Source organism: Microbacterium sp. PRF11 (assembly GCF_031844085.1).
Taxonomy (GTDB): Bacteria; Actinomycetota; Actinomycetes; order Actinomycetales; family Microbacteriaceae; genus Microbacterium.
On record NZ_JAUZUP010000001.1, the window covers coordinates 366,824 to 389,988 of the forward strand.

The 23,165-nt window shown below is 71.4% G+C and carries 19 protein-coding genes; 6 read left to right on the forward strand and 13 right to left on the reverse strand.

Annotated elements, in window-relative coordinates; all coding sequences use genetic code 11:
- Positions 1-214 precede the first annotated feature (214 nt).
- From Q9R20_RS01835 to Q9R20_RS01855, 5 genes are read right to left on the reverse strand one after another with little or no spacing between them, the layout of a single operon-like run.
- Positions 215-1,516 (reverse strand): esterase, encoded by a 1,302-nt coding sequence (locus Q9R20_RS01835; protein ID WP_311247738.1) that lies wholly within the window; start codon positions 1,514-1,516, stop codon positions 215-217.
- Positions 1,513-4,026, reverse strand: coding sequence for a DUF2156 domain-containing protein (locus Q9R20_RS01840; protein ID WP_311247739.1), 2,514 nt, complete (start codon positions 4,024-4,026; stop codon positions 1,513-1,515). The genes Q9R20_RS01835 and Q9R20_RS01840 overlap by 4 nt, the downstream gene beginning before the upstream one ends.
- 36 nt (positions 4,027-4,062) lie before the next feature.
- Positions 4,063-5,367 carry a GNAT family N-acetyltransferase gene (locus Q9R20_RS01845; RefSeq protein WP_311247740.1) on the reverse strand — a complete coding sequence of 435 codons (1,305 nt, stop codon included), beginning with the start codon at positions 5,365-5,367 and terminating at the stop codon, positions 4,063-4,065.
- Between the two features lie 55 nt (positions 5,368-5,422).
- Positions 5,423-5,665 carry a zf-HC2 domain-containing protein gene (locus Q9R20_RS01850; RefSeq protein ID WP_295840444.1) on the reverse strand — a complete coding sequence of 81 codons (243 nt, stop codon included), beginning with the start codon at positions 5,663-5,665 and terminating at the stop codon, positions 5,423-5,425.
- Complete coding sequence (locus Q9R20_RS01855; protein ID WP_396653663.1) at positions 5,662-6,279, reverse strand: sigma-70 family RNA polymerase sigma factor; 618 nt, start codon at positions 6,277-6,279, stop codon at positions 5,662-5,664. The genes Q9R20_RS01850 and Q9R20_RS01855 overlap by 4 nt, the downstream gene beginning before the upstream one ends.
- A gap of 88 nt (positions 6,280-6,367) precedes the next feature.
- Here Q9R20_RS01855 and aroA point away from each other — a divergent pair, with 88 nt between their 5' ends.
- The 3 genes from aroA to bcp are packed head-to-tail and all read left to right on the forward strand — an operon-like array spanning position 6,368 to position 9,243.
- Complete coding sequence (gene aroA / locus Q9R20_RS01860; protein ID WP_311247741.1) at positions 6,368-7,708, forward strand: 3-phosphoshikimate 1-carboxyvinyltransferase; 1,341 nt, start codon at positions 6,368-6,370, stop codon at positions 7,706-7,708.
- A 3-nt stretch (positions 7,709-7,711) separates the two neighbouring features.
- Positions 7,712-8,773 carry a ribosome small subunit-dependent GTPase A gene (gene rsgA, locus Q9R20_RS01865; protein WP_311247742.1) on the forward strand — a complete coding sequence of 354 codons (1,062 nt, stop codon included), beginning with the start codon at positions 7,712-7,714 and terminating at the stop codon, positions 8,771-8,773.
- The gene (gene bcp, locus Q9R20_RS01870; RefSeq protein ID WP_311247743.1) at positions 8,770-9,243 is read left to right on the forward strand and encodes a thioredoxin-dependent thiol peroxidase; all 474 of its coding nucleotides are present in this window, start codon (positions 8,770-8,772) and stop codon (positions 9,241-9,243) included. The genes rsgA and bcp overlap by 4 nt, the downstream gene beginning before the upstream one ends.
- A gap of 60 nt (positions 9,244-9,303) precedes the next feature.
- On the opposite strand, the gene Q9R20_RS01875 is transcribed toward bcp, so the two are convergent.
- Complete coding sequence (locus tag Q9R20_RS01875) at positions 9,304-9,684, reverse strand: histidine kinase (protein ID WP_311247744.1); 381 nt, start codon at positions 9,682-9,684, stop codon at positions 9,304-9,306.
- A 212-nt stretch (positions 9,685-9,896) separates the two neighbouring features.
- On the opposite strand from Q9R20_RS01875, the gene Q9R20_RS01880 reads away from it, so the two are divergent.
- Positions 9,897-10,145 carry a WhiB family transcriptional regulator gene (locus Q9R20_RS01880; RefSeq protein ID WP_013583608.1) on the forward strand — a complete coding sequence of 83 codons (249 nt, stop codon included), beginning with the start codon at positions 9,897-9,899 and terminating at the stop codon, positions 10,143-10,145.
- Between the two features lie 142 nt (positions 10,146-10,287).
- On the opposite strand, the gene Q9R20_RS01885 is transcribed toward Q9R20_RS01880, so the two are convergent.
- Complete coding sequence (locus Q9R20_RS01885) at positions 10,288-11,784, reverse strand: histidine kinase N-terminal domain-containing protein (protein WP_311247745.1); 1,497 nt, start codon at positions 11,782-11,784, stop codon at positions 10,288-10,290.
- A 339-nt stretch (positions 11,785-12,123) separates the two neighbouring features.
- On the opposite strand from Q9R20_RS01885, the gene Q9R20_RS01890 reads away from it, so the two are divergent.
- A complete protein-coding gene (locus Q9R20_RS01890) occupies positions 12,124-12,564 on the forward strand; it encodes an Rv3235 family protein (protein ID WP_311247746.1) in 441 nt (146 codons plus the stop codon).
- A gap of 36 nt (positions 12,565-12,600) precedes the next feature.
- Here Q9R20_RS01890 and Q9R20_RS01895 read toward each other — a convergent pair whose 3' ends face one another.
- Positions 12,601-13,827 carry a pyridoxal phosphate-dependent aminotransferase gene (locus tag Q9R20_RS01895; protein ID WP_311247747.1) on the reverse strand — a complete coding sequence of 409 codons (1,227 nt, stop codon included), beginning with the start codon at positions 13,825-13,827 and terminating at the stop codon, positions 12,601-12,603.
- A gap of 119 nt (positions 13,828-13,946) precedes the next feature.
- A complete protein-coding gene (gene secA, locus Q9R20_RS01900; protein WP_311247748.1) occupies positions 13,947-16,745 on the reverse strand; it encodes a preprotein translocase subunit SecA in 2,799 nt (932 codons plus the stop codon).
- A gap of 184 nt (positions 16,746-16,929) precedes the next feature.
- Here secA and Q9R20_RS01905 point away from each other — a divergent pair, with 184 nt between their 5' ends.
- A complete protein-coding gene (locus tag Q9R20_RS01905) occupies positions 16,930-18,243 on the forward strand; it encodes a hypothetical protein (protein ID WP_311247749.1) in 1,314 nt (437 codons plus the stop codon).
- 64 nt (positions 18,244-18,307) lie between these two features.
- On the opposite strand, the gene hpf is transcribed toward Q9R20_RS01905, so the two are convergent.
- From hpf to mtrB, 4 genes are all read right to left on the reverse strand, one after another.
- On the reverse strand, positions 18,308-18,970 hold the full coding sequence (gene hpf, locus Q9R20_RS01910) for a ribosome hibernation-promoting factor, HPF/YfiA family (RefSeq protein ID WP_311247750.1): 663 nt from the start codon (positions 18,968-18,970) through the stop codon (positions 18,308-18,310).
- 93 nt (positions 18,971-19,063) lie between these two features.
- Positions 19,064-19,732, reverse strand: a complete 669-nt coding sequence (locus Q9R20_RS01915) for a phosphoribosyltransferase family protein (RefSeq protein ID WP_311247751.1) — start codon at positions 19,730-19,732, stop codon at positions 19,064-19,066.
- A 91-nt stretch (positions 19,733-19,823) separates the two neighbouring features.
- Positions 19,824-21,482 carry an LpqB family beta-propeller domain-containing protein gene (locus Q9R20_RS01920; RefSeq protein WP_311247752.1) on the reverse strand — a complete coding sequence of 553 codons (1,659 nt, stop codon included), beginning with the start codon at positions 21,480-21,482 and terminating at the stop codon, positions 19,824-19,826.
- Positions 21,479-23,161, reverse strand: coding sequence for an MtrAB system histidine kinase MtrB (gene mtrB / locus Q9R20_RS01925; RefSeq protein WP_311247753.1), 1,683 nt, complete (start codon positions 23,159-23,161; stop codon positions 21,479-21,481). The genes Q9R20_RS01920 and mtrB overlap by 4 nt, the downstream gene beginning before the upstream one ends.
- Positions 23,162-23,165: the final 4 nt, after the last annotated feature.

Below are 23,165 nucleotides of genomic sequence, written 5' to 3' on the forward strand. Positions count from 1 at the left end.
GTCGATCGGGCCCTTTCGTCTAGGACGGGTGGATGCCGACCCGCCCGCGGTCACCTCACCCCACGCAGCGTGGTTGACGGCGCGTCCGCCGCGACCTCGCGTCGGCACGGGATGCCGGCCCGCGCGTCGCGATCCCTGGTCACGCAGCGCGGCGCCGCCCGGCGCAATCTCGCACGGCCCAGAGCGGCCAGCCGTGGTGGGAGAGCCCGAGGCGTCAGGAGGACGGAGCCGCCAGCCCCAGGGCCGGTGCCAGAGCCGGGATCGCGAAGGCGAGGCTGCCGTCGAGGGCCTCACCGGTGTGACCGGCCCCCTCGACGACGTGGGTGAGGACGGTGAAGCCGGCGGCCTTCGCCGCGTCGGCGTTGGCCTGCTGTCCCGGTCCGTACGTGGTGTCGAGACTGCCCCACGTGAAGATGGCGGTGTGACCGCTGAAGGTCCCCGCCGGTGCCGCGGCCATGACGACCGACGGCTTGTTGGCCTGGAAGGCGTTGGCGTCGCCGTTGTACACGTCGGACACCGTCTGCGACACGTGCTCGGAGCCGGGGAACTCATTGCCCATGATGTCGAGCATCTGCCCCCACGTACCCGGGTACTTCGACCCGTACAACGCGGCGCAGGAACCGCCGTTGGAGAACCCGCCGATCGTCCAGTATCGGTGGTCCTGGACGATGTTGAGGTTGGCGGACGCCCACTGCGGCACGAGCTGGTTGATGTAGGTCGAGACGGCGCCGAACTTCGCTGAGTCCACGCACGCCGGGTCGCGCTCGGGAGCGGTGAGCTGATCCACGACGATCGCGATGGGAGCGAGTCCCTTGTTCTGCGTCGCGAACGCGTCGAGCGCCTTGGCCAGCGCCGTCGGGTCGGGTGAGCCGGGCTGACCCATCATGAACACCAGCAGGGGAAGCGCCGGCGGGTTCGCGACCTGAGCGGCCGGCGGGAGGTAGAGCGAGGCGTCGCGGGCGGCGTACTGACCGGTCGGGATCTTCGAGCTGCCGGTGAGGGCGCTCACGGAGCCCTTCGCGGGCATGTCGGCGGGCGGCTGCCAGGTCTGGTATAGCGTGGCCGGGTCACCGGTCGAGGCCGTGGCCTGCGGCAGCGACGCCGGGTCGAGGGCTTGGACGCCGAGGATCGCGGCGAGGTTGTGGGTCACCCCGTAGGAGGTGTTGACGCCGAGGCTTCCGGCCAGCAGCGCGGCGACGACCGTCACCGCTCCGATCACCCGCCGCGGCCAGGGGCGCCGGAAGAGGCCGACGACACCCACGGCTGCGGCGGCCACGGCGCCGGAGCCCCACCAGATGGCTCCCGAGGGCAGCGGCCCCTGGAAGGCGTCCATCGCCTCGAGGATCTTGGCGACGACGAACATCGCGATGCCCGCGGCGACGCCGATGACCAGCGTGGTGACGAGGCGGCGGGGACGCCAGAGGACCACCGCGACGAGCCCGAGGACGGCGATGATCGCGCACACCGTCAGCAGGGGGCTGTCGATGAGCTCGAGAGACAGCAGGAACTTGTTCACCGTCGGCCCTCCCAGGCGGTGCGGGCCAGGGTCACCATGTCACGCCGGGAGGCGTCGGGGAGGTACGCTCGACCCACGGCGGCACCGATCCCGGGCAGTTGGAGCGGATCGCGGTAGGCGAGCGCGAGCGGGCGGTAGCGCGGGCGGAACTTGCCCTTGAACCGGAAGAGCGAGGCGAAGCCGTACGCGGGCTCGAGCACCTCCGCCAGCCACCGCAGCAGGGCGCGCAGCGGGGCGGGGTCGCCGTCGGGGCTCTCGCCGGGATCGTCGGCCAGGGGTGCGCCCGACAGGCTGAGGACGGTCGCGCCCTCGGCCTGCAGTTCGAGGGCCGCCTTGGCGATGAGGAACTCCATCATGCCGTTGGGACCCTCGGTGCGACGCCGCATGAAATCGAGGGTCCACCCGGTGATCTCACCGTCGGTCCAGCTCGGCATCCAGCTCGTCACCGCTTCGATGCGGTCGTCGGGGCCTACCGCCAGCAGCAACCGCACGTCGCGATCGCGCAGTTCGTCGAGGGAACCGAGCGTGAACCCCATCTCGGGCAGCGCACGGTCGGCGACCCACTCCTCGTCGATCGCGAGCACCTGCGACGCCTGCGCGACGGTCAGTTCGTGCCAGCGCGACCACACCGCGGTGTACCCCTCGCGTTCGGCGCGGGTGAGCGGCTGGCGCACCTTCTGCCAGGTCTTTCCCGCGAAGGTGAGCCCGGGCAGGTCCATGACGGTCTCGACGCCCACCGGCACATGCCGCCAGCCCAGGGCGACGAGATCGTCGAGGGTGTCGGAGTGCACGCTGTAGAACGCCGGGATCCACCCCTGCTCGACGCAGAAGTCGGTGAAGCCGCGCAGCGCGTCGGGGCGGCGGCCCTCGGGGGCCAGCGGATCGGCGACGGCGAGGGCCACGTCCCCGACGAGGCGGTAGGCCACGGCGCACTCGCGGTCGGCGGAGTACCAGTGCAGGTTACCCTCCCACGTGCCGAGGAACCCGAGGGTGTCGCTGCGGCGGCGCAGCAGCGTGCGGTAGAGCCCGTCGCCGTCGGGATCGGGACGCTGGATGCGACGGTACAGCCAGAGCAGGGCAGTGAGCACGATCGCCCAGAACAGCACGCCGACCCACTGGTAGGCGAACAGCGCGGGGCCACTGTGGGGGAAGGCGGTCGAGCCGCCGGGGTGGGTGAAGGCGGGCGGCAGGAATCGGCGCAGCGTCAATCCGAGCAGGTCGAGGACAGAGACGTCCCGGTCGAAGGCACGCTTGCCCACCGCCTCGACGACGAAGAGCGTGGTGGCGCAGGCGAGGAAGGCGAGCGAGATGACGGCGGCGGCGACGCGCGCGGCACGACGGGTGGCGCGGACCGAGAACCGCGCCCGGGCGACGATGAGCGCGGCGGCGAGCATGAGGGGGATGACGATCGACGCGAGCGCCCACAGCACGTACTCGGCGCCGCTGCCGTCGACCCAGGGGTCGATGCGCAGGCGCCCGTCCAGCAGCGACACGATGGGCAGGACCGCGGATGCCACGAGCACGACCACCGCGACGATCCACGCCGAACGCCGCCCCTGCCGCAGACCCCAGGCCGCCACCAGCAGGAGGACCAGCGGCACGACGGCGAGGAGGGCGGGACCCGCACCCCGCGTCATGAGCAGGGCGACCTGCTCGTCGCAGACGGAGGCGGAGATGCGGCCGCACTGTGCGAGGAGCTCGTCGTCGTACTGCGTGTAGGCGTCGACCACGAGCGACAGGGGGCCGCGTCCGCCACCGCTGAGGAGGGCGACGAGGGGGCCGCTGCCGACGACGGCGACGAGCAGGGCGAGCAGCGTCCGCGTCTCGCGCGTCGAGCTGCGGTGCCAGGAGCGGTGGTCGCGGCCGCGCGCGAGGACGACCCCGACCACGAGCCCGAGAACGGCGGCGGCGAGGCGATACCAGGAGTCGGCATCGCCGGCGTAGAGGGCGAAGAGTCCGAGCAGAGCGAAGCCCACGAGGCGCAGCCGGCGACGCCAGAGGGTCGTGGCGAAGGCGGTCCCCGCCATCACGACGCCCGCGATGGGGGTCGTCGGGTCGAGCACCGGGACCTCGGCCGCCACCACAGGACGCAGGTCGGTCAGCGTCCACGCCGCGGCGTGGAGGCCGATGCCCACCAGCAGGCCGCCGAGCCCCACGGCCCCGAGCAGGACCGCCGTGCGGCGCGAGCCGAGGAGCCGCTCCGCGGCGGCCAGGACGGTGAGGGCGAGCAGGACCGACAGGACGGCGTCCACCGCGGAGTCGGGCACGACGAGCGCGGTGAGCAGTGTCCACCACCGCCCGTTCGCGAAGGTGGCCAGCGGCCCGGCTCCCCACACGAGCGCTCCGTCGTCGTTCCACAGGGCTCCCGTGAGGGCCGCGGCGGTGAGCACGACGACCGCGGTGGCCACGGCCACGGGGTTTCGCGCGAGGAACGCGCGCAAGAACACGGCCACCGCGCGCAGCCGGGACGGGGCGGGCGCCTCGGGCGCGGGGGGCGTGGATTCGGACATCGCGGAAAGCCTATGAGGAATGCCGCGGCCGCGTGGTCAATACCAGATGTCGAGCAGCGGAGTCATAGCAGGCGCAAAGGATCGGTCGATTTCGGCGAGCGCCGCCGCATCGCCCGCGACCAGTCCCGCCGCCGCGAGCTCGGTCGCCCGCACCCCGCCGAGCAGCAACGAGGAGAGGGCGTTCACGGTCAGTCGCACCTCGGCCTCGACCCCCGCCTCCACCGCGTCGACGTGCGCGTCGCCGTCATCGTCGATGCGCACCCGCCAGGTGCCGTCGGCGAAGCCGAGCGGATCGCTCACCCGGATCGTGCGCTCGAGCGGGGCGCCGTACCGGCGCGAGGACAGCGCGCGCGGCACGTCGAGGATGCGCAGCCAGTGATGATCCGTGAGCGTCGCGGTGACCGCGCGTCGGTCGGCCACCATCCACTGCACGGGCGGCACCGGTGCCTGCAGCCACGCCCGCACGTGCGCGACCAGGTCGTGCTCGAGGGCGAATCGCCACAGCGCGGCGTACGCCTCGTCGCCGTCGGCGAAGAGCGCGCGGACGGACAGATCGTGGGCCGCGTAGTCGTCTTTCTCGTCGAGGGTGTAGACCAGGATGCCGCGTTCGACGCCCTCGGGATCGCGGTAGACGACCGCGCGCACCTTCTCGGCATCCTTGTCGCCGGGAGCGACACCGGCGACCCCGCGCCACCGCCCCTCCCACCCGGGCACCGAGCCGGGGCGACGCACGCGGACGCGCTCGTGCACGGCGGCGAGCAGGTCGACGAGCCCCTCTTTCGCCACGAAGTCGAGGCGCCCCGGCGCGACCGGGCCCGTCCACCGCGCACGCCGCGTGTCGACGACCACGTCGGAGGCCCACGCGGCCGGGGAGAAGCCCCAGCGCCCGTAGATGGTCGCCTCGGTGACGGTCAGGCCCGCGATGGCGAAACCGGCCGCGGCGGCCGTGCGCAGCTCTCCGCCGAGCATCGCCGTGGCGATGCCGCGCCGACGGTGGGTCGGGGCCACCGTGACGGCGCTGATCGACCACAGATCCAGCGATCGTCCCGGAGAGACGGTGAGCGCGCTCGACCACGAGTCGATCGTCCCGACGGGGACCTCGGGCTCTCTGCCGGCCCGGTCGAAGACCCCGGTGAGTCGCCGGGTGCGCAACGTCGAGCGGGCGTTCTCCGCCTCGGCATCCGTCGATTCGCCGCCGAGGAAGCCGCGCGCGACCGCGCGCTGGAACGGGCGGAACCCCTCGCCGTCGGCGTCGACCCGTTCGTAGTCGAGGCCGCCGGCGGCGAGCTCGGCGGTCGAGGTCGGATCGAGGGGCAGCGTCAGGGTGTCGATGGATGCCATGTCCCCAGCCTAGGGACCGGCTCCGACACCGTGCGAGCCGCGGCGACCCGTGGGCTCAGTGGGTCGCCTGGATCGCCCGCAGGCGCGCCAGCACCTGGTCGCGCAGCTCGTCGGGCGCCGTCTCTTTGCACGCGCGCGCCACCACGTCGGTCAGGGTGCGCGCCACCAGCGCCTCGTCCTGGCATCCGGGGCAGTTCTCGAGGTGTTCGCGGATGTCCTTCGCCTCGGTCTTGCAGACCTCGTTGCGCAGGTACTCCTCGAGATCGCGTCGTGCCTTGTCGCAGCCGCAGTCGCTCATTTCTTCTCTCCCGTCGCGGCCTGGATGCCGCGCTCCTTGGCGTAGTCCGACAGCAGGTCGCGCAGCAGCCGCCGGCCGCGGTGCAGACGGCTCATGACCGTGCCGATCGGAGTCTTCATGATGTCGGCGATCTCCTGGTAGGCGAAGCCCTCGACGTCGGCGAGGTACACCGCCATCCGGAAATCCTCGGGGATCGACTGCAGCGCGTCCTTCACGACGGATGCCGGCATGTGGTCGATCGCTTCGGCCTCGGCCGAACGGGCGCTGCTCGCGGTCGTCGATTCGGCGCCGCCGAGCTGCCAGTCCTCGAGGTCGTCGATGGCGCTCTGATAGGGCTCGCGCTGCTTCTTGCGGTACGTGTTGATGTACGTGTTCGTCAGGATGCGGTACAGCCACGCCTTGAGGTTGGTGCCCTGCGTGAAGCTCGCCCACGATCCGAAGGCCTTCACAAAGGTCTCCTGCACGAGGTCGGCCGCGTCGGCCGGGTTGCGCGTCATGCGCATGGCCGCCGCATAGAGCTGGTCCATGAAGGGCAGCGCCTGCTCTTCGAACTGCGCGCGGGGCTCCGTCGCATCTGCCGTGTCGTTCATCGCGCGCCAGTCTACGTCGGGCATGTCGACGAGCACCGGCGCGGTGCCCGGTGCCAGGTCTCGCTCGAGAAGTGCGGTCACGTGTCGTCCCCTTTCAGTAGGCTAGGAACCGATGACTCCGCTCGGGTATTCCCCTTCCGCCGCCACTCCTCGCGGCGCGTGGGACGCGCCCGTCGCCGACGGTCCCGTCGACGCCACGGTCACCGTCCCCGGCTCGAAGTCGCTGACCAACCGCGAACTCGTGCTCGCGGCGATCGCCGACGGTCCGGGCACGCTGCACGCGCCCCTCCACTCCGAAGACTCCGCGCACATGATCCGGGCGCTGCGCGCTCTCGGCGTGGGAATCGAGGAGATCGGCACCGACTCCCCCTTCGGCCCCGATCTGCTCGTCACCCCGCCCGCCGCGTTCGTCGGCGGGAGCGAGGTCGACTGCGGCCAGGCCGGAACGGTGATGCGCTTCGTCGCTCCGCTGGCGGGCCTCGCCCGCGGCGACGTGCACGTCACAGCGCACGAGAGCGCCCTGCACCGCCCGATGGGCGCGATGATCCGCGCGCTGCGCGACGTCGGCGTCGACATCGACGACGGCGGCCACTGGGCCCTGCCCTTCTCGGTGCGCGGGCATGGGCACGTGCGCGGCGGCGAGGTCGAGATCGACGCCAGCCAGTCGAGCCAGTTCGTCTCCGGGCTGCTGCTCGCGGCGGCCCGGTTCGACGTGGGCCTGCGCCTGCGTCACGTCGGCTCCCGGCTGCCCAGCGTTCCGCACATCGACATGACGGTCGAGTCCCTCGCGCACCGCGGCATCCACGTCGAACGCCCCGCGCCCGGCGAGTGGGTCGTGCCCGCGGGTCCGATCCGGCACAAAGACGTCGCGATCGAGCCCGACCTCTCCAACGCCGCGCCCTTCCTCGCGGCGGCGATGGTGACGGGCGGCTCGGTCACCGTCACAGGGTGGCCCCTGCACAGCACCCAGCCCGGCGCCCTCCTGGTCGACATCCTCGCCGAGATGGGCGCGCGGGTCAGCCGACGCGGCGGCGCACTCACGGTCGCGGCGGGCGACGAGGGCATCGTCGGCGTCGAGCTCGACCTCTCGGCCGCGGGCGAGCTGGCGCCGACGCTCTTCGGCCTGGCCGCCTTCGCCGACGGTCCCACGACGCTGCACGGCATCGGCCACATCCGCGGCCACGAGACCGACCGCATCGCCGCCCTCGTGGGCAACCTCCGTTCGATCGGCGGAGAGGCGCACGAGCTCGACGACGGCATCCGCATCGTCCCTCGGCCGCTGCACGGAGGCGAGTGGAAGGCGCACCACGACCACCGCCTCGCCACCACGGGCGCCCTCATCGGCCTTCGCGTCCCGGGAGTCCGGGTCGACGACATCGGCACGACCGCCAAGACGCTCCCCCAGTTCGCCTCCCTCTGGCGGAGCATGCTGGGCGCGGATGCCGCGGAGTAGAGCGTGAGCTGGCTCGACGACGGCGACGACGACGACGACCTCGCCTACGACGAGTCGTCGATCCGGGTACGGCCGAACCCCAAGGCGAACCGCCCCCGCACGAAGCGTCGTCCGGCGCACGCCGATGCGCAGGTCGCCCGGGTCCTCGGCGTGGACCGGGGCCGCTACACGGTGCTCGTCGACGAAGACGGCGAGAACGAGCGCCGGGTCCTGGCCACGCGAGCACGCGAGCTGCGCAAGCAGCCGATCGTCAACGGTGACCGGGCGCGCGTGGTGGGCGACCTCTCCGGCGACGAGGGCACGCTCGGCCGCATCGTCGGCATCGAGGAGCGCACCTCGCTCCTGCGCCGCAGCGCCGACGACACCGACCAGGTCGAGCGGGTCATCGTCGCCAACGCCGACCAGATGCTCATCGTGGTCGCCGCGGCCGATCCCGAGCCGCGCGAACGCCTCGTCGACCGGTACCTGGTCGCGGCGCTGGATGCCGGCATCCGCCCTCTCCTCGTCGTCACCAAGACCGACCTGGCCGACCCGACCGAGTTCCTCTCCCACTTCGCCGGCGTCGATCTGCGCGTGTTCACCAGCGCCCAGGACGACATGCCGCTCGGGGCGATCGGCGAGGCCATCGCCGGGCACTCCACGGTGTTCGTCGGCCACTCGGGTGTCGGCAAGTCCACGCTCGTGAACGCTCTGACCGGATCGGAGCGCGCGATCGGCCACGTCAACGTCGTCACCGGGCGGGGCCGGCACACGTCCTCATCCGCGGTCTCGCTGCGCTACCGGGGCCCCGCCGGCGGCGGGTGGGTCATCGACACCCCGGGCGTGCGCTCGTTCGGGCTCGGGCACGTCGACCCGGCCCACGTGCTGGGCGCCTTCACGGATCTCGCCGAGGCGGCCGAGGACTGCCCGCGCGGGTGCACGCACCTGCCGGACGCCCCCGACTGCGCGATCATCGAAGCCGTGGCCTCCGGTCGCCTGGGCCCCGGAGCCGAGGCGCGGCTCGACTCGCTGCAGCGCCTGCTGACGACGTTCCAGAGCATCGAGCGTTCTAGGCTGGAGGGGTGACGAACCTCGAAAAGGGCGACACCGCCCCTGACTTCACCCTGCTCGATCAGGACGAACACCCCGTCTCGCTCGGCGACTTCCGCGGGCGCCGCGTGATCCTCTACTTCTACCCGGCGGCGCAGACCCCCGGCTGCACCACGCAGGCCTGCGACTTCCGCGACAGCCTCGCGTCGCTGCAGGGCGCGGGGTACACGGTGCTCGGGATCTCCCGCGATCTCCCCGAGAAGCTGCGCTCCTTCCGCGACAGCGATGCGCTGACCTTCCCGCTGCTCAGCGACGCCGACCACGCCGTCCACGAGGCCTACGGCGCGTGGGGCGAGAAGCAGAACTACGGCAAGACCGTCACCGGTGTTCTGCGCTCGACCTTCGTCGTCGACGAGGACGGCAAGATCGTCGAGGCGCTCTACAACGTCAAGGCCACGGGCCACGTCGCGCGGTTGCGCAAGACGCTCGGGCTCGCCGCCGCCTGAGACCCGCTTCGAGGCCCCGCTCCGGTTTCCGGCGGCGGGGCCTTCGCGTATGCCGCGGCGTCAGTCGTCGTCGCGGCGCCGCGGCGCGGCGCGGCGGACGGCGAGGACGAGCAGCACCAGACCGATCACGGCGGGAAGAGCGATGAGCGCAGCGATCCCGGGCGCCGCCCACTCCCCCGTGATCGCGCCGATCGCGACCGAGAGGATCAGCAGCTGCGTCACGATCCCGCCCGATCGCCCGGCCGAGACGTCCCGCGCCGTGGACACCCCGAATGCGCCGACGGCGACCGCGCCGATCACGGTGAGCACGATCAGCGCGATCGAGCTGACCACGGAGTCGGTGTCGCCGCCGATGAGCGCGACGGTCTGCCACCCCGCCAGGGCCAGGATGCCGACGGCCTCGAGCCCGAGGACGACGGCGGCGGCGAGACGAACCGGCATCCGAAAGGCCTCCTCGAGGGCGCTACGGCGCCGTTACGTTCCGGAAACCTCGCGGTTACCTCTTGATCAGGCGGAATCGCTATGGGAGCATGGAACAAGCCGTGTGCTCCCACAGCGAAGTGGGGCGAGCAATCGCTCGCGTTCCCACCAGGGTACCGGACCCGAATCCCGGTGCCGAATCGTCCATTTTTTCTGTTACAAGGAGCACCCCCATGGATTGGCGCGACAAAGCAGCCTGCCTGACCGTCGACCCCGAGCTGTTCTTCCCGGTCGGCAACACCGGCCCCGCGGTCGATCAGATCGAGAAGGCCAAGTCGGTCTGCGCCCGCTGCACCGTCACCGAGGTGTGCCTGCAGTACGCCCTCGAGTCCGGCCAGGACTCGGGCGTGTGGGGCGGCCTGAGCGAAGACGAGCGCCGCGCGCTCAAGCGCCGCGCCGCCCGCGCCCGCCGCGCGTCCTGACGACACGCCTCGCGAAGAAGCCCGCCCCTCCCGGGGCGGGCTTCTTCGCGTTGTGAGGCATTGCACGCGGCAGCCGGACCCCGCACCACCCGATGACGGAGATACCGAGCCGCCGCGATCCCCCGGGCAGCGGAACCGCGATTCAGGTCGCGGTGCCGCCGATGTAGCGCAACGGGATCTCGATCGTCACCTCGGTGCCGCTGCCCATCAGCGTGTGCCAGTCGATGGTGCCGCCGAGCTCGCCCTGGATGAGCGTGCGCACGATCTGCGTCCCGAGCCCCCGGCCGACCTGTCCTTCGGGGAGTCCGACGCCGGTGTCGCGCACGCTCACGGCGAGGATCTCACCGGTTCGCTCCGCGGCGATCTCGACGTCGCCCTCCTGGCCCGCCAGACCGTGCTCGACGGCGTTGGTCACCAGCTCGGTGAGGGCGAGCGCCAAGGGGGTGGCGAACTGGCTCGGCAGCGTGCCGAACTGCCCCGTCGTGCGCGTCCGCGCCCGCGTGTTCGGCGCGGCCGCCACCTCGGCGACCAGCTTCAGCACACGGGCGAACACGTCGTCGAAGTCGACGTTCTGGGCCAACCCCTCCGACAGGGTGTCGTGGACGACGGCGATCGCCGAGACGCGGCGCATGGCCTGCGTCAGCGCGTCGCGCGCCTCGTCGGAGTGGGTACGGCGAGCCTGGATGCGAAGGAGCGAGGCGACCGTCTGCAGGTTGTTCTTCACCCGGTGATGGATCTCGCGGATCGTCGCGTCCTTGGTGATGAGCTCCTGCTCCTGGTGGCGGATCTCGGTCACGTCGCGGCTCAGCACGATGGCGCCGATGCGCGTCCCGCGATCACGCAAGGGGATCGTGCGCAGCGACACCTGCACGCCGCGCGCCTCCATGTCGGCGCGCCACGGCGCCCGGCCGCTCACGACCACCGGAAGCGACTCGTCGACGTCCTGACGCTTGGCGGGGAGGATGCGGGCGGTGACCTCGGCGAGCGACTCGCCCTCGAGCTCGTCGTCGAAGCCCATGCGGTTGAACGCCGAGAGGGCGTTGGGACTCGCGAACGTGGTGATGCCGTCGACGTCGAGCCGGATGAGGCCGTCGGACGCACGGGGCGCACCGCGACGCGGCGCCGTGGGAGCGGCTAGATCGGGGAACTCGGCCGAGGCGATCATCCCGAACAGGTCGTCGGCGCAGTCGTTGAAGGTGATCTGCTGGCGCGAGGGCGTGCGCGTCTCGCCGAGGTTGGTGTGGCGCGTCAGCACGCCGATGGTGGTGACGGCGGCACCTTCTCGCGAGAGCTCGCGGACGATCGGCACCGCCCGCACACGGGTGGGCGTCTCCTCGAACCAGTCAGGGGATGCCGAGTCCACGATGCGCCCGCTCTGGAACGCCTCACGCACCTGGGTGCGCCACTGGGGGCGTACGCGATCGCCGACGATGTCGCGGTAGAACAGCGTCGCCGCTCCCCCGGGCCGGGTGTGCGCGACGGCGACGAACGAGTCGTCCTGCGTCGGGACCCAGATCACGATGTCGGCGAAGGCGAGGTCGGCCAGCAGCTGGCCGTCGCCGGCGAGCCGGTGCAGCCACTCGACGTCGGCCTCGCTGGAGCGGCCCTGGGCGTAGACGAGTTCACTGAGTGTCGACACCCCTCCACCCTAGAGCGCACCCCGTCGCTCGTCGTCCGCGACGCCGATGGCGGCAGGTGAGCCCGCGGGTGAAATCAACGCCTCCCCAGAACGGCGGACAGGGTGAAGGCCGGAGCCTCCGCGAGGGAATCCGCGCGCGGTTCCGGGGCGGTTCGGCGAGCCCCGCCGAGGCGCGAGATCGCCCGGTCGGACGGCGTCATCCCGCTCGACGGCGGCATCCTCACCCTCTCCCGGAGCTCTCGCGCGTCAGGGAGAACGCCGGAGGCGCGAATCGCGGGTGGCCTACAGTCGGCGTCACCCCCCGCTCGCTGGACGCATCGACCCACCAGAGGGGAACCCATGTCCCAGCCGAACCCCCGATCGCACGCGACGCGGAAGTCGCTCGCCGTCTCCGCCCAGTCCGAGGAGTTCTTCCGCCGACAGAAAACCTCGGCGAACGACCTCCCCTCGCCCGAGACGTTCACGCTGAACGTCGTGCGCGGCATCCTCGAGGTGCTCGCCGGCTCGCGCGAGGTCGAACAGCTCTCCCGCTGGCTGTCGGAGGAGGTCTACCGCACCGTCGCGGTGCGGGCCAACCTCGCCGCCCGGGCTCGCAGCGCCCGCGGGGTCGTGGGCCCCCGCACGACGCACCTCATCCGCAGCGTCCACCTCTTCTCCCCCGCCGACCACGTCGTCGAGGCCACCGTGACCGCGTCCACCCGCGTGCGTACCCGGGCCATCGCCCTGCGCCTCGAGGGGCTCGACGGGCGCTGGCGGGTCACCTCCCTCGGCGTCCTCTGACCCGCAGCGGGCCCGCCCCGCCGACCGAGGACGTCGTCACGGCCGCCAGGAGGCGAGGAAGTTGCCGAGCCGATCGATCGCGTCGCTGATGACGCGCGCCTCGGGCAGCGTCACGATGCGCACGTGATCGGTCGCCGGCCAGTTGAAACCCGAGCCCTGCACGAGCAGCACGTGCTCGGCCACGAGGAAGTCGCGGACGAACTTCCCGTCGTCCGGGATCTCGTAGACGTCGGGATCGAAGCGCGGGAAGGCGTAGAGCGCTCCGCGCGGCTTGACGCACGAGACGCCGGGGATCGCTTCGAGCCCCTCCCAGGCGGCATCCCTCTGCTCGTGGAGGCGACCGGTCGGGGCGATGAGCGCGTCGATCGACTGCACGCCCGACAGCGCCGCCTGGACGGCGAACTGCGCCGGCACGTTGGGGCACAGCCGCGTGGATGCCAGCAGGTTGATCCCGTGCAGGAACCCCTGCGCGTGCTCCTTCGGCCCGGTGATCGCAAGCCAACCCGATCGGTAGCCGGCGACGCGGTACGTCTTGGACAGGCCGTTGAAGGTCAGGCAGAGCAGGTCGGGCGCGACGGTGGCCATCGGGATGTGCACCGCGTCGTCGAACAGGATGCGGTCGTAGATCTCATCGGCCAGCAGCAGGAGCGAGTGCTCACGGGCGATGTCGGCAATGCCCTCGAGGATCTCGCGCGAGTACACCGCGCCCGTGGGGTTGTTCGGGTTGATGACGACGATCGCCTTGGTTCGGGGGGTGACCTTGGAGCGGATGTCCTCGAGGTCGGGCTGCCACTCACGCTGCTCGTCGCAGAGGTAGTGCACGGGCGTGCCGCCGCCCAGGCTCGTCATCGCCGTCCACAGCGGGTAATCGGGCGCGGGGATGAGCACCTCGTCGCCCTCGTCGAGCAGGGCCTGCATCGTCATCGTGATGAGTTCGGACACGCCGTTGCCCAGGAACACGTGATCGGGGTCGAGGTGCGGGAAGTCGGGCTCCTGCTCGTAGCGAGAGACGACCGCGCGGCGGGCGGACAGGATGCCACGGCTGTCGCTGTAGCCGTGCGCGTTCGGCACCGAGGCGATCATGTCGCGCACGATCTGATGCGGGGCCTCGAACCCGAAGATCGCCGGGTTGCCGGTGTTGAGCTTGAGGATCGAGTGCCCCTCGGCCTCCAGACGGTCGGCCTCGACGAGGGCCTCCCCGCGGATCTCGTACAGGACGTCCTTCAGCTTGGATGACTGGTCGACGGGGCGCAGCGGGCTCATCGGTTCAGGATATCCCCGCCCCGATCCGGCCAATCGACACCGCGTGGACCGCCCGCGCCGCCGTCGCGTGGAACACGGATGCCGCGCCCCGGCGAGGGGGCGCGGCATCCGTGTCGCTCTTACTTCTTCTTCGCGGCCCGTCGGTCGGCGCGGTTGTTCGCCGTCGCCTCCTCGGGCGCGGCGGTGCGCTGACCGAAGGCACCGCGCGGGCCCGCCGGGGCGGCCTCCGCGGCCGGGGCTTGCGCCTGCGCCGCCTGGCGCACGCGGTTGGTGGCCGCCTGCTGCACCTGGCCGCGGTCGTTGCGCACCTCGACCTCGCCCGCGTCGTTCGCCGCGGAGTACTCGAGCCGCTGGGTCTCGACCGGCGTCGGGGTCAGGCCCTTGGCCTCGACCTGCGCCTCGTCGCCCTCGACCTTTCGGACCTCGACCTCGAGGTTGTAGAGGAAGCCGACCGACTCCTCCTTGATCTGGCCCATCATCGACTGGAACATCTGGTACCCCTCGCGCTGGTACTCGATGAGCGGGTCGCGCTGCGCCATCGCCCGCAGGCCGATGCCGTCTTTCAGGTAGTCCATCTCGTAGAGGTGCTCGCGCCAGCGGCGGTCGAGCACCTGCAGCACGACGCGGCGCTCGAGCTCGCGCAGCGCCTGCTCGCCGAGCTGCTTCTCGCGGTTCTCGTAGGCGATGCGGGCGTCGGAGATGATCTCGCGCTTGAGTCCCTCGGGCGTGATGCGCCCCTTGCTGCCGCCCGCCTCGGCCACGACCTCGTCGATCGTGACGCTCACGGGGTACATCGTCTTCAGCTCTGTCCAGAGGGCGTCGAAGTCCCACGACTCGGTGTGGCCCGAGCCGGTGTGGTCGTCGATGACCGCGGTGATCGCGTCTTCGATGAAGTGCTGCACACGGTCGGCGATGTCGTCGCCCTGGAGCATGTGCCGACGGTCGGCGTAGATGGCCTCGCGCTGACGGTTGAGCACGTCGTCGTACTTGAGCACGTTCTTGCGCATCTCGGCGTTGCGCGACTCGACCTGCGACTGCGCGCTCTTGATCGCGCGCGAGACGAGGCCCGATTCGATCGCGACGTCGTCGGGGAAGTTGGTGCGGGCGAGGATGGCCTCGGCCGCCCCCGACTGGAACAGGCGCATGAGGTCGTCGGTCAGCGAGAGGTAGAAACGGCTCTCGCCGGGGTCGCCCTGACGGCCCGAGCGACCGCGCAGCTGGTTGTCGATGCGACGCGACTCGTGGCGCTCGGTGCCGAGCACGTAGAGGCCCCCGGCCTCGACGACCTTCGCCGCCTCCTCGGCCACGGTGTCGCGCATCGCCTGGTAGACGGTGTCCCACTCGGACTCGTAGGCCTCGGGCGTCTCGACGGGGTCGAGGTTCTTCGCCTTCATCTCCTGCACGGCCAGGAACTCGGCGTTGCCGCCGAGCATGATGTCGGTTCCACGACCGGCCATGTTGGTGGCGACGGTCACGGCGCCGAGACGGCCGGCGCGGGCGACGATCTCGGCCTCGCGCGCGTGGTTCTTGGCGTTGAGCACCTCGTGGCGCACGCCCTTCTTGGCCAACAGCCGTGAGAGGTACTCGCTCTTCTCGACGCTCGTCGTGCCGACGAGGACCGGCTGGCCCTTCTCATGGCGCTCGACGATGTCCTCGACGACCTGGGCGAACTTGGCCGTCTCGTTCTTGTAGACGAGGTCGGACTGGTCCTTGCGGATCATCGGCTTGTTCGTGGGGATCGGCACCACGCCGAGCTTGTACGTCGACATGAACTCGGCCGCCTCGGTCTCGGCGGTACCGGTCATGCCCGAGAGCTTGTCGTACAGGCGGAAGTAGTTCTGCAGGGTCACCGTGGCGAGGGTCTGATTCTCAGCCTTGACCGGCACACCCTCCTTCGCCTCGATGGCCTGGTGGATGCCCTCGTTGTAGCGACGACCGACCAGGATGCGGCCGGTGTGCTCGTCGACGATCATGACCTCGTCGTTCATCACGACGTAGTCGGTGTCGCGCTTGAACAGCGCGATGGCCTTGATCGAGTTGTTGAGGAACGAGATGAGCGGCGTGTTCGCCGACTCGTAGAGGTTGTCGATGCCGAGGTAGTCCTCGACCTTCTCGATACCGGGCTCGAGCACGCCGATCGTGCGCTTCTTCTCGTCGACCTCGTAGTCGACCCCGGCCTCGAGGGTGCGGGCCAGCTTCGCGAACTCCGCGAACCAGCGGTTGGCCTCCCCGGATGCCGGACCCGAGATGATCAGCGGGGTGCGGGCCTCGTCGATGAGGATGGAGTCGACCTCGTCGACGATGGCGAAGAAGTGGCCGCGCTGAACCAGGTCTTCCTTGCGCCACGCCATGTTGTCGCGCAGGTAGTCGAAGCCGAACTCGTTGTTGGTGCCGTAGCTGATGTCGGCCTCGTACTGCTCGCGGCGCACCTCGGGCGTCTGACCGGCGACGACGGTGCCCGTGGTCATGCCGAGCGCGCGATAGACGCGGCCCATGAGCTCGGACTGGTAGCTGGCCAGGAAGTCGTTGACCGTGATGACGTGCACGCCCTTGCCGGCGATGGCGTTCAGGTAGGCCGGGAGCGCCGCGGTCAGCGTCTTTCCCTCACCGGTCTTCATCTCGGCGATGTTGCCGAGGTGCAGTGCGGCGCCGCCCATGATCTGCACGTCGTAGGGGCGCTGGCCGAGCGTGCGCTTCGCCGCCTCGCGAACGGCCGCGAAGGCCTCGGGCATCAGCTGGTCGAGCGTTTCGCCGGCGTCGTAGCGGGCGCGCAGCTCGATCGTCTCGTTGCGCAGTTCGTCATCGGTGAGCTGCTCGTAGTCCTCTTCGAGGGCTCCCGTCGCCTTCACGACGCCCTGCAGTCGGCGCAGGATGCGGCCCTCGCCAGCACGCAGCAGTTTCTCGAGCGGATTTGCCACGAAGAATCTCCATCTGTCGGGTGCGGCGCCCACGTGGACACCGGCCTGCGAACAGGCATACTCCGCCCATGCTAGCCGTGTTACCCGTTCGTGACCTGCGAGGAGCCCGCAATCCGGACACCCCGATGCGCGCCCGCAGCGAACACACGGCGACGGGCGGAAAGACGCGGCCTAGGATCGAGCCATGGCGGGTTTCTGGGGCAAGAGGAAGCGTGAAGAACAAGACGCTGCGGACGCCGATCTGGCGCGTCGCGCGGAACTGGCGATCGTCGCCGCAGACGAGCGCGTGCGTCTCACCTCCGACGAGCTCGACTTCGCTCGCGCCGAACTGGGCGACAAGGCCACGGAAGACCTCGCGGCCGCGCTTGACTCCGTGCGCACGCACCTCGCCGAGGCCTTCCAGCTGCACCAGCTGAACCACGACGAGATCCCCGACACCAAGGAAGAGCTGCGCACGCGCAACGCGCGCATCATCCAGCTGTCGGAGTGGGCCGAAGACCTGCTCGAGGAGCGCACGCAGGTGCTGCAGCCCAAGATCGACGCCGTGCGCCGCGCCCCCGAGACCCTCGCCCGCGTCCGCGCCGACCGTGATCGTCTCGCCGCGCGCGTGCCGAACGCCCGCGAGGTCGTCGAACGGCTCTCGCGCCGGTACAGCGACTCGGCCCTCGCCCAGATCGGCGGCAACCCCGACGAGATCGACCAGCTCCTCGACTTCGCGGTGCACACCGCGAGCGTGTCGGAGCGGCGCCGCGAAGCCGGCCAGCGCGAGCAGGCCTCGGTGGCCCTCGAGGCGGCCACCGAAGCCGTGCGCCGGGCCGAATCCCTCCTGGATGCCGTCGACACCTTCGAGATCGAGGCGCTGCGCGCCGAGTCCACGCTCGCCGCGGTGGTCGACGACTCGCGCACCGACCTCGTCGAGGCGCGACAGGGCGCGCAGACGCCCGCGGTGACGCAGGCCATGGCGAAGCTCCAGCAGGCGCTCACGGCGCTCCCGGCCTCGGGAACGCGTTCCGACCCCTTCTCCGCGCTGTCCGCCCTCCGCCAGGCGAACGCCGATCTCGACCTCGCGCGCGAGCGCGCGGCCCGCCCCGTGCCCTCACAGGAACAGGTCGAGCACGCCATCGACGACGCCGACCGGCAGCTCGCCGTCGCGCGCGGCCTCATCACCGGCCACCGCGGATGGATCGGCGCCGACGCGCGGACCCGCTTCGTCGAGGCCGAGCGACTGCGCGCCGACCTCCCCCTCGGACCCGTCCCCGAAGATCAGCGCGACACGGCCCTGGCCACCGCGCGCCGCGCGGGGTCCCTGGCATCCGAGGCCCTTCAGATCGCCCAGCGCGACATCGAGCAGTCCCGTCCGAACGACTGGGGCGGCGACGGCTACGGTCGCGGCGGCGGGTACGGACGCGGCGGCGGAATGGGCGGCGGCAACATGGTGGGCGGAATGCTCGGCGGTCTCGTGATCGGCTCGCTCCTCGGCGACATCTTCGACGGCTGACCCGCCGACCACCTTCACGACGAAGCCCCCGTCCTCGGACGGGGGCTTCGTCGTCAGTCGTGGATCAGGACGCGACCTGCGCGGCGGGCTGGGCCTGGGTCGCGAGGGCGATCACACCGTAATCCCATCCCTTGCGGCGATAGACGACGCTCGGGTGGTCGCTGCGGGCGTCGATGAAGAGGAAGAAGTCGTGACCGACCAGCTCCATGCGGTCGACGGCGTCTTCGACCGTCATCCACTCGGCTCCGAACTCCTTCTGGCGGATGACGACGGGCGAGTAGTCGGCCTCGTCGTCCTGTTCGTTCTGGATCGGCACCGCGCCGGTGGCCACGGCGCGCAACACCTCGACCGACGCGGGTTCGACGTCGATGCCGGCGATCTCGCCGGTTCCCTTCTCGAACTTGGCCCCGCGCGGGTGGTTGCGCGAGTCGACGCGCTTCTCTTTCGCCCGACGCACCTGCTCGGTGATCTTGTCGACCGCCAGGTCGAGGGCGGCGAACTTGTCGGTATCGGTCGCCTCCGCACGGACGATCGGGCCCTTGCCGTCGAGGGTGAGCTCGACCGTGTCGTCTTCCATGCGGCCGTTGCGATAGGAACGGTGCGTCACCTTGACCTCGAGGGCCTGAGCGCGCGGCGCCAGGTGCTCGATGCGGCTGACCTTCTCTTCGACCACCGAGCGGAAACGATCGGTGATACCGACTCCCACGCCGACGATGTTGGTGTCCATCCGTGACCTCCTTGTTCCGGGTTCCGCCCGGTCTAAGGGCGGAACGTCCGTCGCCTTCAGTCATCCCCACGCTAGTGCCACGTCATCGCCCTGTCACGTGTCAATCACCTCCGATTCCTCTTCCGATACGCTGCGACGCGGCGTGTGCGCCAGCGCGACCGCGACGACCTCGTCGGCTCCGGCCGCGCGCAACGCCCGGGCCGCCTCCCGGAGCGTCGCCCCCGTCGTCGCGACGTCGTCGACGACCACCACCGTGCCGCCCGCGACCGCGCGCGCCGCGAACGCTCCCCCGACGTTCTCCCCTCGTGCGGCGCGGCCGAGGCCTCGCTGATCCTCAGGGGCCCGCACGACCCGCAGCAGACGCGCGGGTCGGTGCCCCGCGCGGCGCAGGAGCAGCTCGACGGGGCGGTACCCGCGACGCCGGAAGGCGGCGCGCGTTCCCGGGACGACCGCGACCCGCGCCCCCGGCGGCACGGTCGCGGCGAGAGCGGCGGCGAGCGCCGGTGCCAGGTCGCGGGCGAGGCTCGTGCGGCCCTCCTCTTTGAGCGCGCGCACGCATCGCGCGACAACGCCGTCGAAGACGAGCGCGCTGGTGACGACGAGCCCGGGCCCCAGCGTTCGCCGGGACGGACGCGGACGCAGGGCGCGGCGGCATCCGGTGCACAGGGACACGTCGGGTGCGTCGCATCCGGCGCACGCCGTCGGCAACCAGAACGTCAGGGCGTCGCGGAAGGCCGTGACGAGGATGGGAGGAAGCCGCATCCGACCATCGTGGACGCAACGCCCCTCGCCCCGGGACGCCGGAGGGTCCTTCCGGGGACGACCGGCGGCGTGGGCGCGATGGGGAGGAGGGTCAGGAGGTCGTCCCCTGCTGCGCCGCGAGGACGCGCACGTCGGTCGCCACGAGGGTCCACGAGCTGCCGCGGCGGCTGTACAGCCGCCCCTGGTCGTCGAGCACGCGCACGCTGGTGCTCCCGGCGGCCAGCGAGATCGCGCCGTCGGGCGCCGTCGCCTCGATGCCGCGCCCGCCCACGCTCAACTCGCGCAGCGTGCTCGACCCGTCGACGCCGGCGAGCACCCCGACCGTCGTGTCGTCGAGCCATGCCAGGTCGAACGCCCCCTGCTGCGACAGCGACAACACGTGCGGCGCACCGAGGTCGATGTCGCCGCCCTCCCGCTGGATGCCGGCCACCCACACCTCCCGCACACCCGAGACCGTGACGATCGCGGCCACACGGGTGCCGTCGCGCGAGATGCGCATCGCGACGATCTCCGAGGCGTCGGGCCAGGCGTTGCCCACCTCGCGCGGCACACCCTCGGCGGTGGTGACGCGCACCTGGGTCGGCGCGGTGGAGGGCACGCTCCAGATCGCGCCGTCCGCGTCGATCGTCGGGGCGATGAGGCCCGGTCGATCGTCCAGGAGGAAGGTCCTCCCGTCGGCCAGGGCACTGGCGATCCCGCCCTGGCGGGTGCGGACGGCGGCGAGGCTCCGATCGACCTCCAGCTCGATCGAGAGCGGCTCGAGCGACTCGACGGCATCCGAGAGACCGGGGATGGCCTCGACGCTGTCGCCCGACAGCGCGCCGAACACCCCCGCCGTGGTCAGCACGGCCGGCGTCGGATCGACCCGGGTGACCCGGACCGAGACCTCGCTCGCGGCGATCGGGGTGCCCTCCACGGTCATCTGCACGTCGCTGATGCCCGCGGTGGCGAGACTGCGCCCGAGCTGCGTCTGCATGCGATCCAGCGTCGTGCGATCCAGGGCCAGCGCCGCCCGCGGCAACTGCACCTGCGCCACTCCGCCGGTGGTCAACGTCACCGATCGCCCCACGAGCGAGAGCTCGTCGGGGAAGGCGTTGCGCACGGCACCGGCGAGCCATCCGCTGGGGGAACCGTCGACGAGCGCGGTCGCGATGCGGCTGGCCACGAGCGGCCGCGGGAACCAGCGCACGTCGGGGACGAGGGCGCTCCAGCTCGGATCGAAGTAGACCACGGATGCCGACTGGTACACGGTCGGGAAGACCTCTTCGTACAGCACGACGCCGTCGGGGGCGGAGGTGATGCGCCACTGGTCGTCGACGCGCGCCAGCGTGAACGACAGCGACTGCGCGGTGCTCCCGGCGCTGGGCGAGTACGCCCCCGAGGCGTCGACGGTGGCGACGGTGCTCAGGGACACGGAGACACCGCTGCCGTCGGCGGTGGGCGTGGCCCGACGGTCCGCCAGACGATCGATCGTCACCCGCGCGCTGGGGTCCCACTTCGTCCCCGAGGCCAGGAACATCTTCGCCGTCGCCCAGTCGTCGGCGGGACCGGAACCCGCGCGGAGGAAGCCCTCGACGATCTCAGCGGGCGTGGCGTCCTCCTGCGGGCCGTCGGGCACGAAGGCGAAGGCCTGGGTGTCGTCGACCTGGGGCCCGCGACCGGGATTGACGTAACCGGAGGTGGGCAGACCGGTGCACGCGGCGAGCGCGAGCACCAGGGCCAGGCTCACGAGGGCCAGGGCGCGTCTCATGTCGTCCTCCGGACGCCGGGGCGGGTGGCGATGGGTTGCGTGAGACCGAAGGCCTCGAGGGCGCCGCCCTGCTCGTCGTCGGGCACGAGGGGCAGCGGCGAGGTGCCCACCGGCTTGCCGTCGCGCGGCAGGGTGAGGACGAAGTTCGATCCGCGTCCGTACTCGGACCACACCGCGAGGGTGCCGCCGTGCAGCCGCGCGTCGCCGAGGGCGATCGACAGCCCCAGGCCCGTGCCGCCGATGGTGCGCACGCGCGAGGGGTCGGCTCGCCAGAACCGGTCGAACACGCGCTCCACGTCTTCGGCGCGCATGCCGAGACCGAAGTCGCGGACGCCGAGGGCCACGGCATCCCGGGTGCTGTCGACCGAGACGACGATCGGCCGCCCCTCGCCGTGCTCGATGGCGTTGCCGAGGAGATTGCGGACGATGCGGCGGATGCGACGAGGGTCCATGTCGACCGGGGTGTACCCGCCCGGGGCGACCAGCCGCACGTCGGAACCGTGGCCCTCGGCGAGCTGCTCCATCGAGAGGATCACGTCCTCGGCCAGGTGGGCGAGGCTCGTGGCCTCGAGCTCGAGCTGCACCGAACCGGCGTCGTACCGGCTGATCTCGAGCAGGTCGGTCAGGAGGACCTCGAAGCGCTGCACCTGCGCGTGCAGGAGCTCGGCGGCGCGACCGGTGACCGGATCGAACTCCTCGCGCTGATCGTTGATCATGTCGGCGGCGAGTTTGATGGTGGTCAACGGCGTGCGCAGCTCGTGCGAGACGTCGGAGACGAAGCGCTGCTGGACGAGCGAGAGGTCGGCCAGTTCCTTGATCTGCGACTCGATGCTGTCCGCCATGGCGTTGAACGAGCGGTTCAGGGTCGCCAGCTCGTCCTCGCCGCGCACCGGCAGGCGCACGCCCAGGTCGCCGGCCGCGAGCTTGGCGCTGGTCTCGGCGGCATCCGCGATCGGCGTCGTCACGGATCGCAGCACGAACCAGGCGATGGCCCCGATCAGCAGCACGAGCACGAGCCCGACCACCCACAGCAGCACCTGCACGAACGCGAGCGTCTGCGAGGCGCTCGTGAGGTCGTACCCCATGTACAGCTCGTAGGAGTCGACACCGTCCTCGGCGGGGAAGCGCAACTGGTGTCCGACGAGGATGCCGGGGACGTCGCGTCCGCCGTCCGAGGGCAGGGCCACGGACTGCCACCACTGCAGGTCGGGGCTCGACTGCACCTGGGTGCGCAACGCCTCGGTGACCAGACCCGACTCGAACGCGGGCGAGATGAAGGGCTGCGGGGCCAGGGGCGAGGGCGGACCGATGCGGTACAGCGCGATGAGATCGCTCGACGACTGCTGCGACAGGCGGGTGGCGATGCCGTTCATGAGGGTCTGCGCGGCGGCCGGGTCGGTGGAGTCGACGGCGGCGTCGAGGGTCGCCTGGGCCGCGGCCGTGGCGCGCTGCGCCTCGAGCAGCACCTGGTCCTTGCGGGCCGTGAACAGCTCGTTCTGGATGACGAGGGCCATCGCCACGCAGGTGACGAGGATCGTCACGGCCGTCAGCGCGACGGTGATGACGATCGTGCGGAAGCGCAGCGAGCGCCGCCAGAGGGTCGCGAGACGGTCGCGCACGGCCCGCCAGTCGCGCAACCCTCGCGTCCGCGGCGGGAGCGTGCGCACCGCGCCGGTCATGACC

Bases quoted from the DNA above. Each gene is read 5' to 3' on its own strand.
- Q9R20_RS01840 (WP_311247739.1), bottom strand. From the start codon at position 4,026: ATGTCCGAATCCACGCCCCCCGCGCCCGAGGCGCCCGCCCCGTCCCGG.
- Q9R20_RS01845 (WP_311247740.1), bottom strand. From the start codon at position 5,367: ATGGCATCCATCGACACCCTGACGCTGCCCCTCGATCCGACCTCGACC.
- Q9R20_RS01850 (WP_295840444.1), bottom strand. From the start codon at position 5,665: ATGAGCGACTGCGGCTGCGACAAGGCACGACGCGATCTCGAGGAGTAC.
- Q9R20_RS01855 (WP_396653663.1), bottom strand. From the start codon at position 6,279: ATGCCCGACGTAGACTGGCGCGCGATGAACGACACGGCAGATGCGACG.
- aroA (WP_311247741.1), top strand. From the start codon at position 6,368: ATGACTCCGCTCGGGTATTCCCCTTCCGCCGCCACTCCTCGCGGCGCG.
- Q9R20_RS01875 (WP_311247744.1), bottom strand. From the start codon at position 9,684: ATGCCGGTTCGTCTCGCCGCCGCCGTCGTCCTCGGGCTCGAGGCCGTC.
- Q9R20_RS01880 (WP_013583608.1), top strand. From the start codon at position 9,897: ATGGATTGGCGCGACAAAGCAGCCTGCCTGACCGTCGACCCCGAGCTG.
- Q9R20_RS01890 (WP_311247746.1), top strand. From the start codon at position 12,124: ATGTCCCAGCCGAACCCCCGATCGCACGCGACGCGGAAGTCGCTCGCC.
- Q9R20_RS01895 (WP_311247747.1), bottom strand. From the start codon at position 13,827: ATGAGCCCGCTGCGCCCCGTCGACCAGTCATCCAAGCTGAAGGACGTC.
- Q9R20_RS01905 (WP_311247749.1), top strand. From the start codon at position 16,930: ATGGCGGGTTTCTGGGGCAAGAGGAAGCGTGAAGAACAAGACGCTGCG.
- hpf (WP_311247750.1), bottom strand. From the start codon at position 18,970: ATGGACACCAACATCGTCGGCGTGGGAGTCGGTATCACCGATCGTTTC.
- Q9R20_RS01915 (WP_311247751.1), bottom strand. From the start codon at position 19,732: ATGCGGCTTCCTCCCATCCTCGTCACGGCCTTCCGCGACGCCCTGACG.
- Q9R20_RS01920 (WP_311247752.1), bottom strand. From the start codon at position 21,482: ATGAGACGCGCCCTGGCCCTCGTGAGCCTGGCCCTGGTGCTCGCGCTC.
- mtrB (WP_311247753.1), bottom strand. From the start codon at position 23,161: ATGACCGGCGCGGTGCGCACGCTCCCGCCGCGGACGCGAGGGTTGCGC.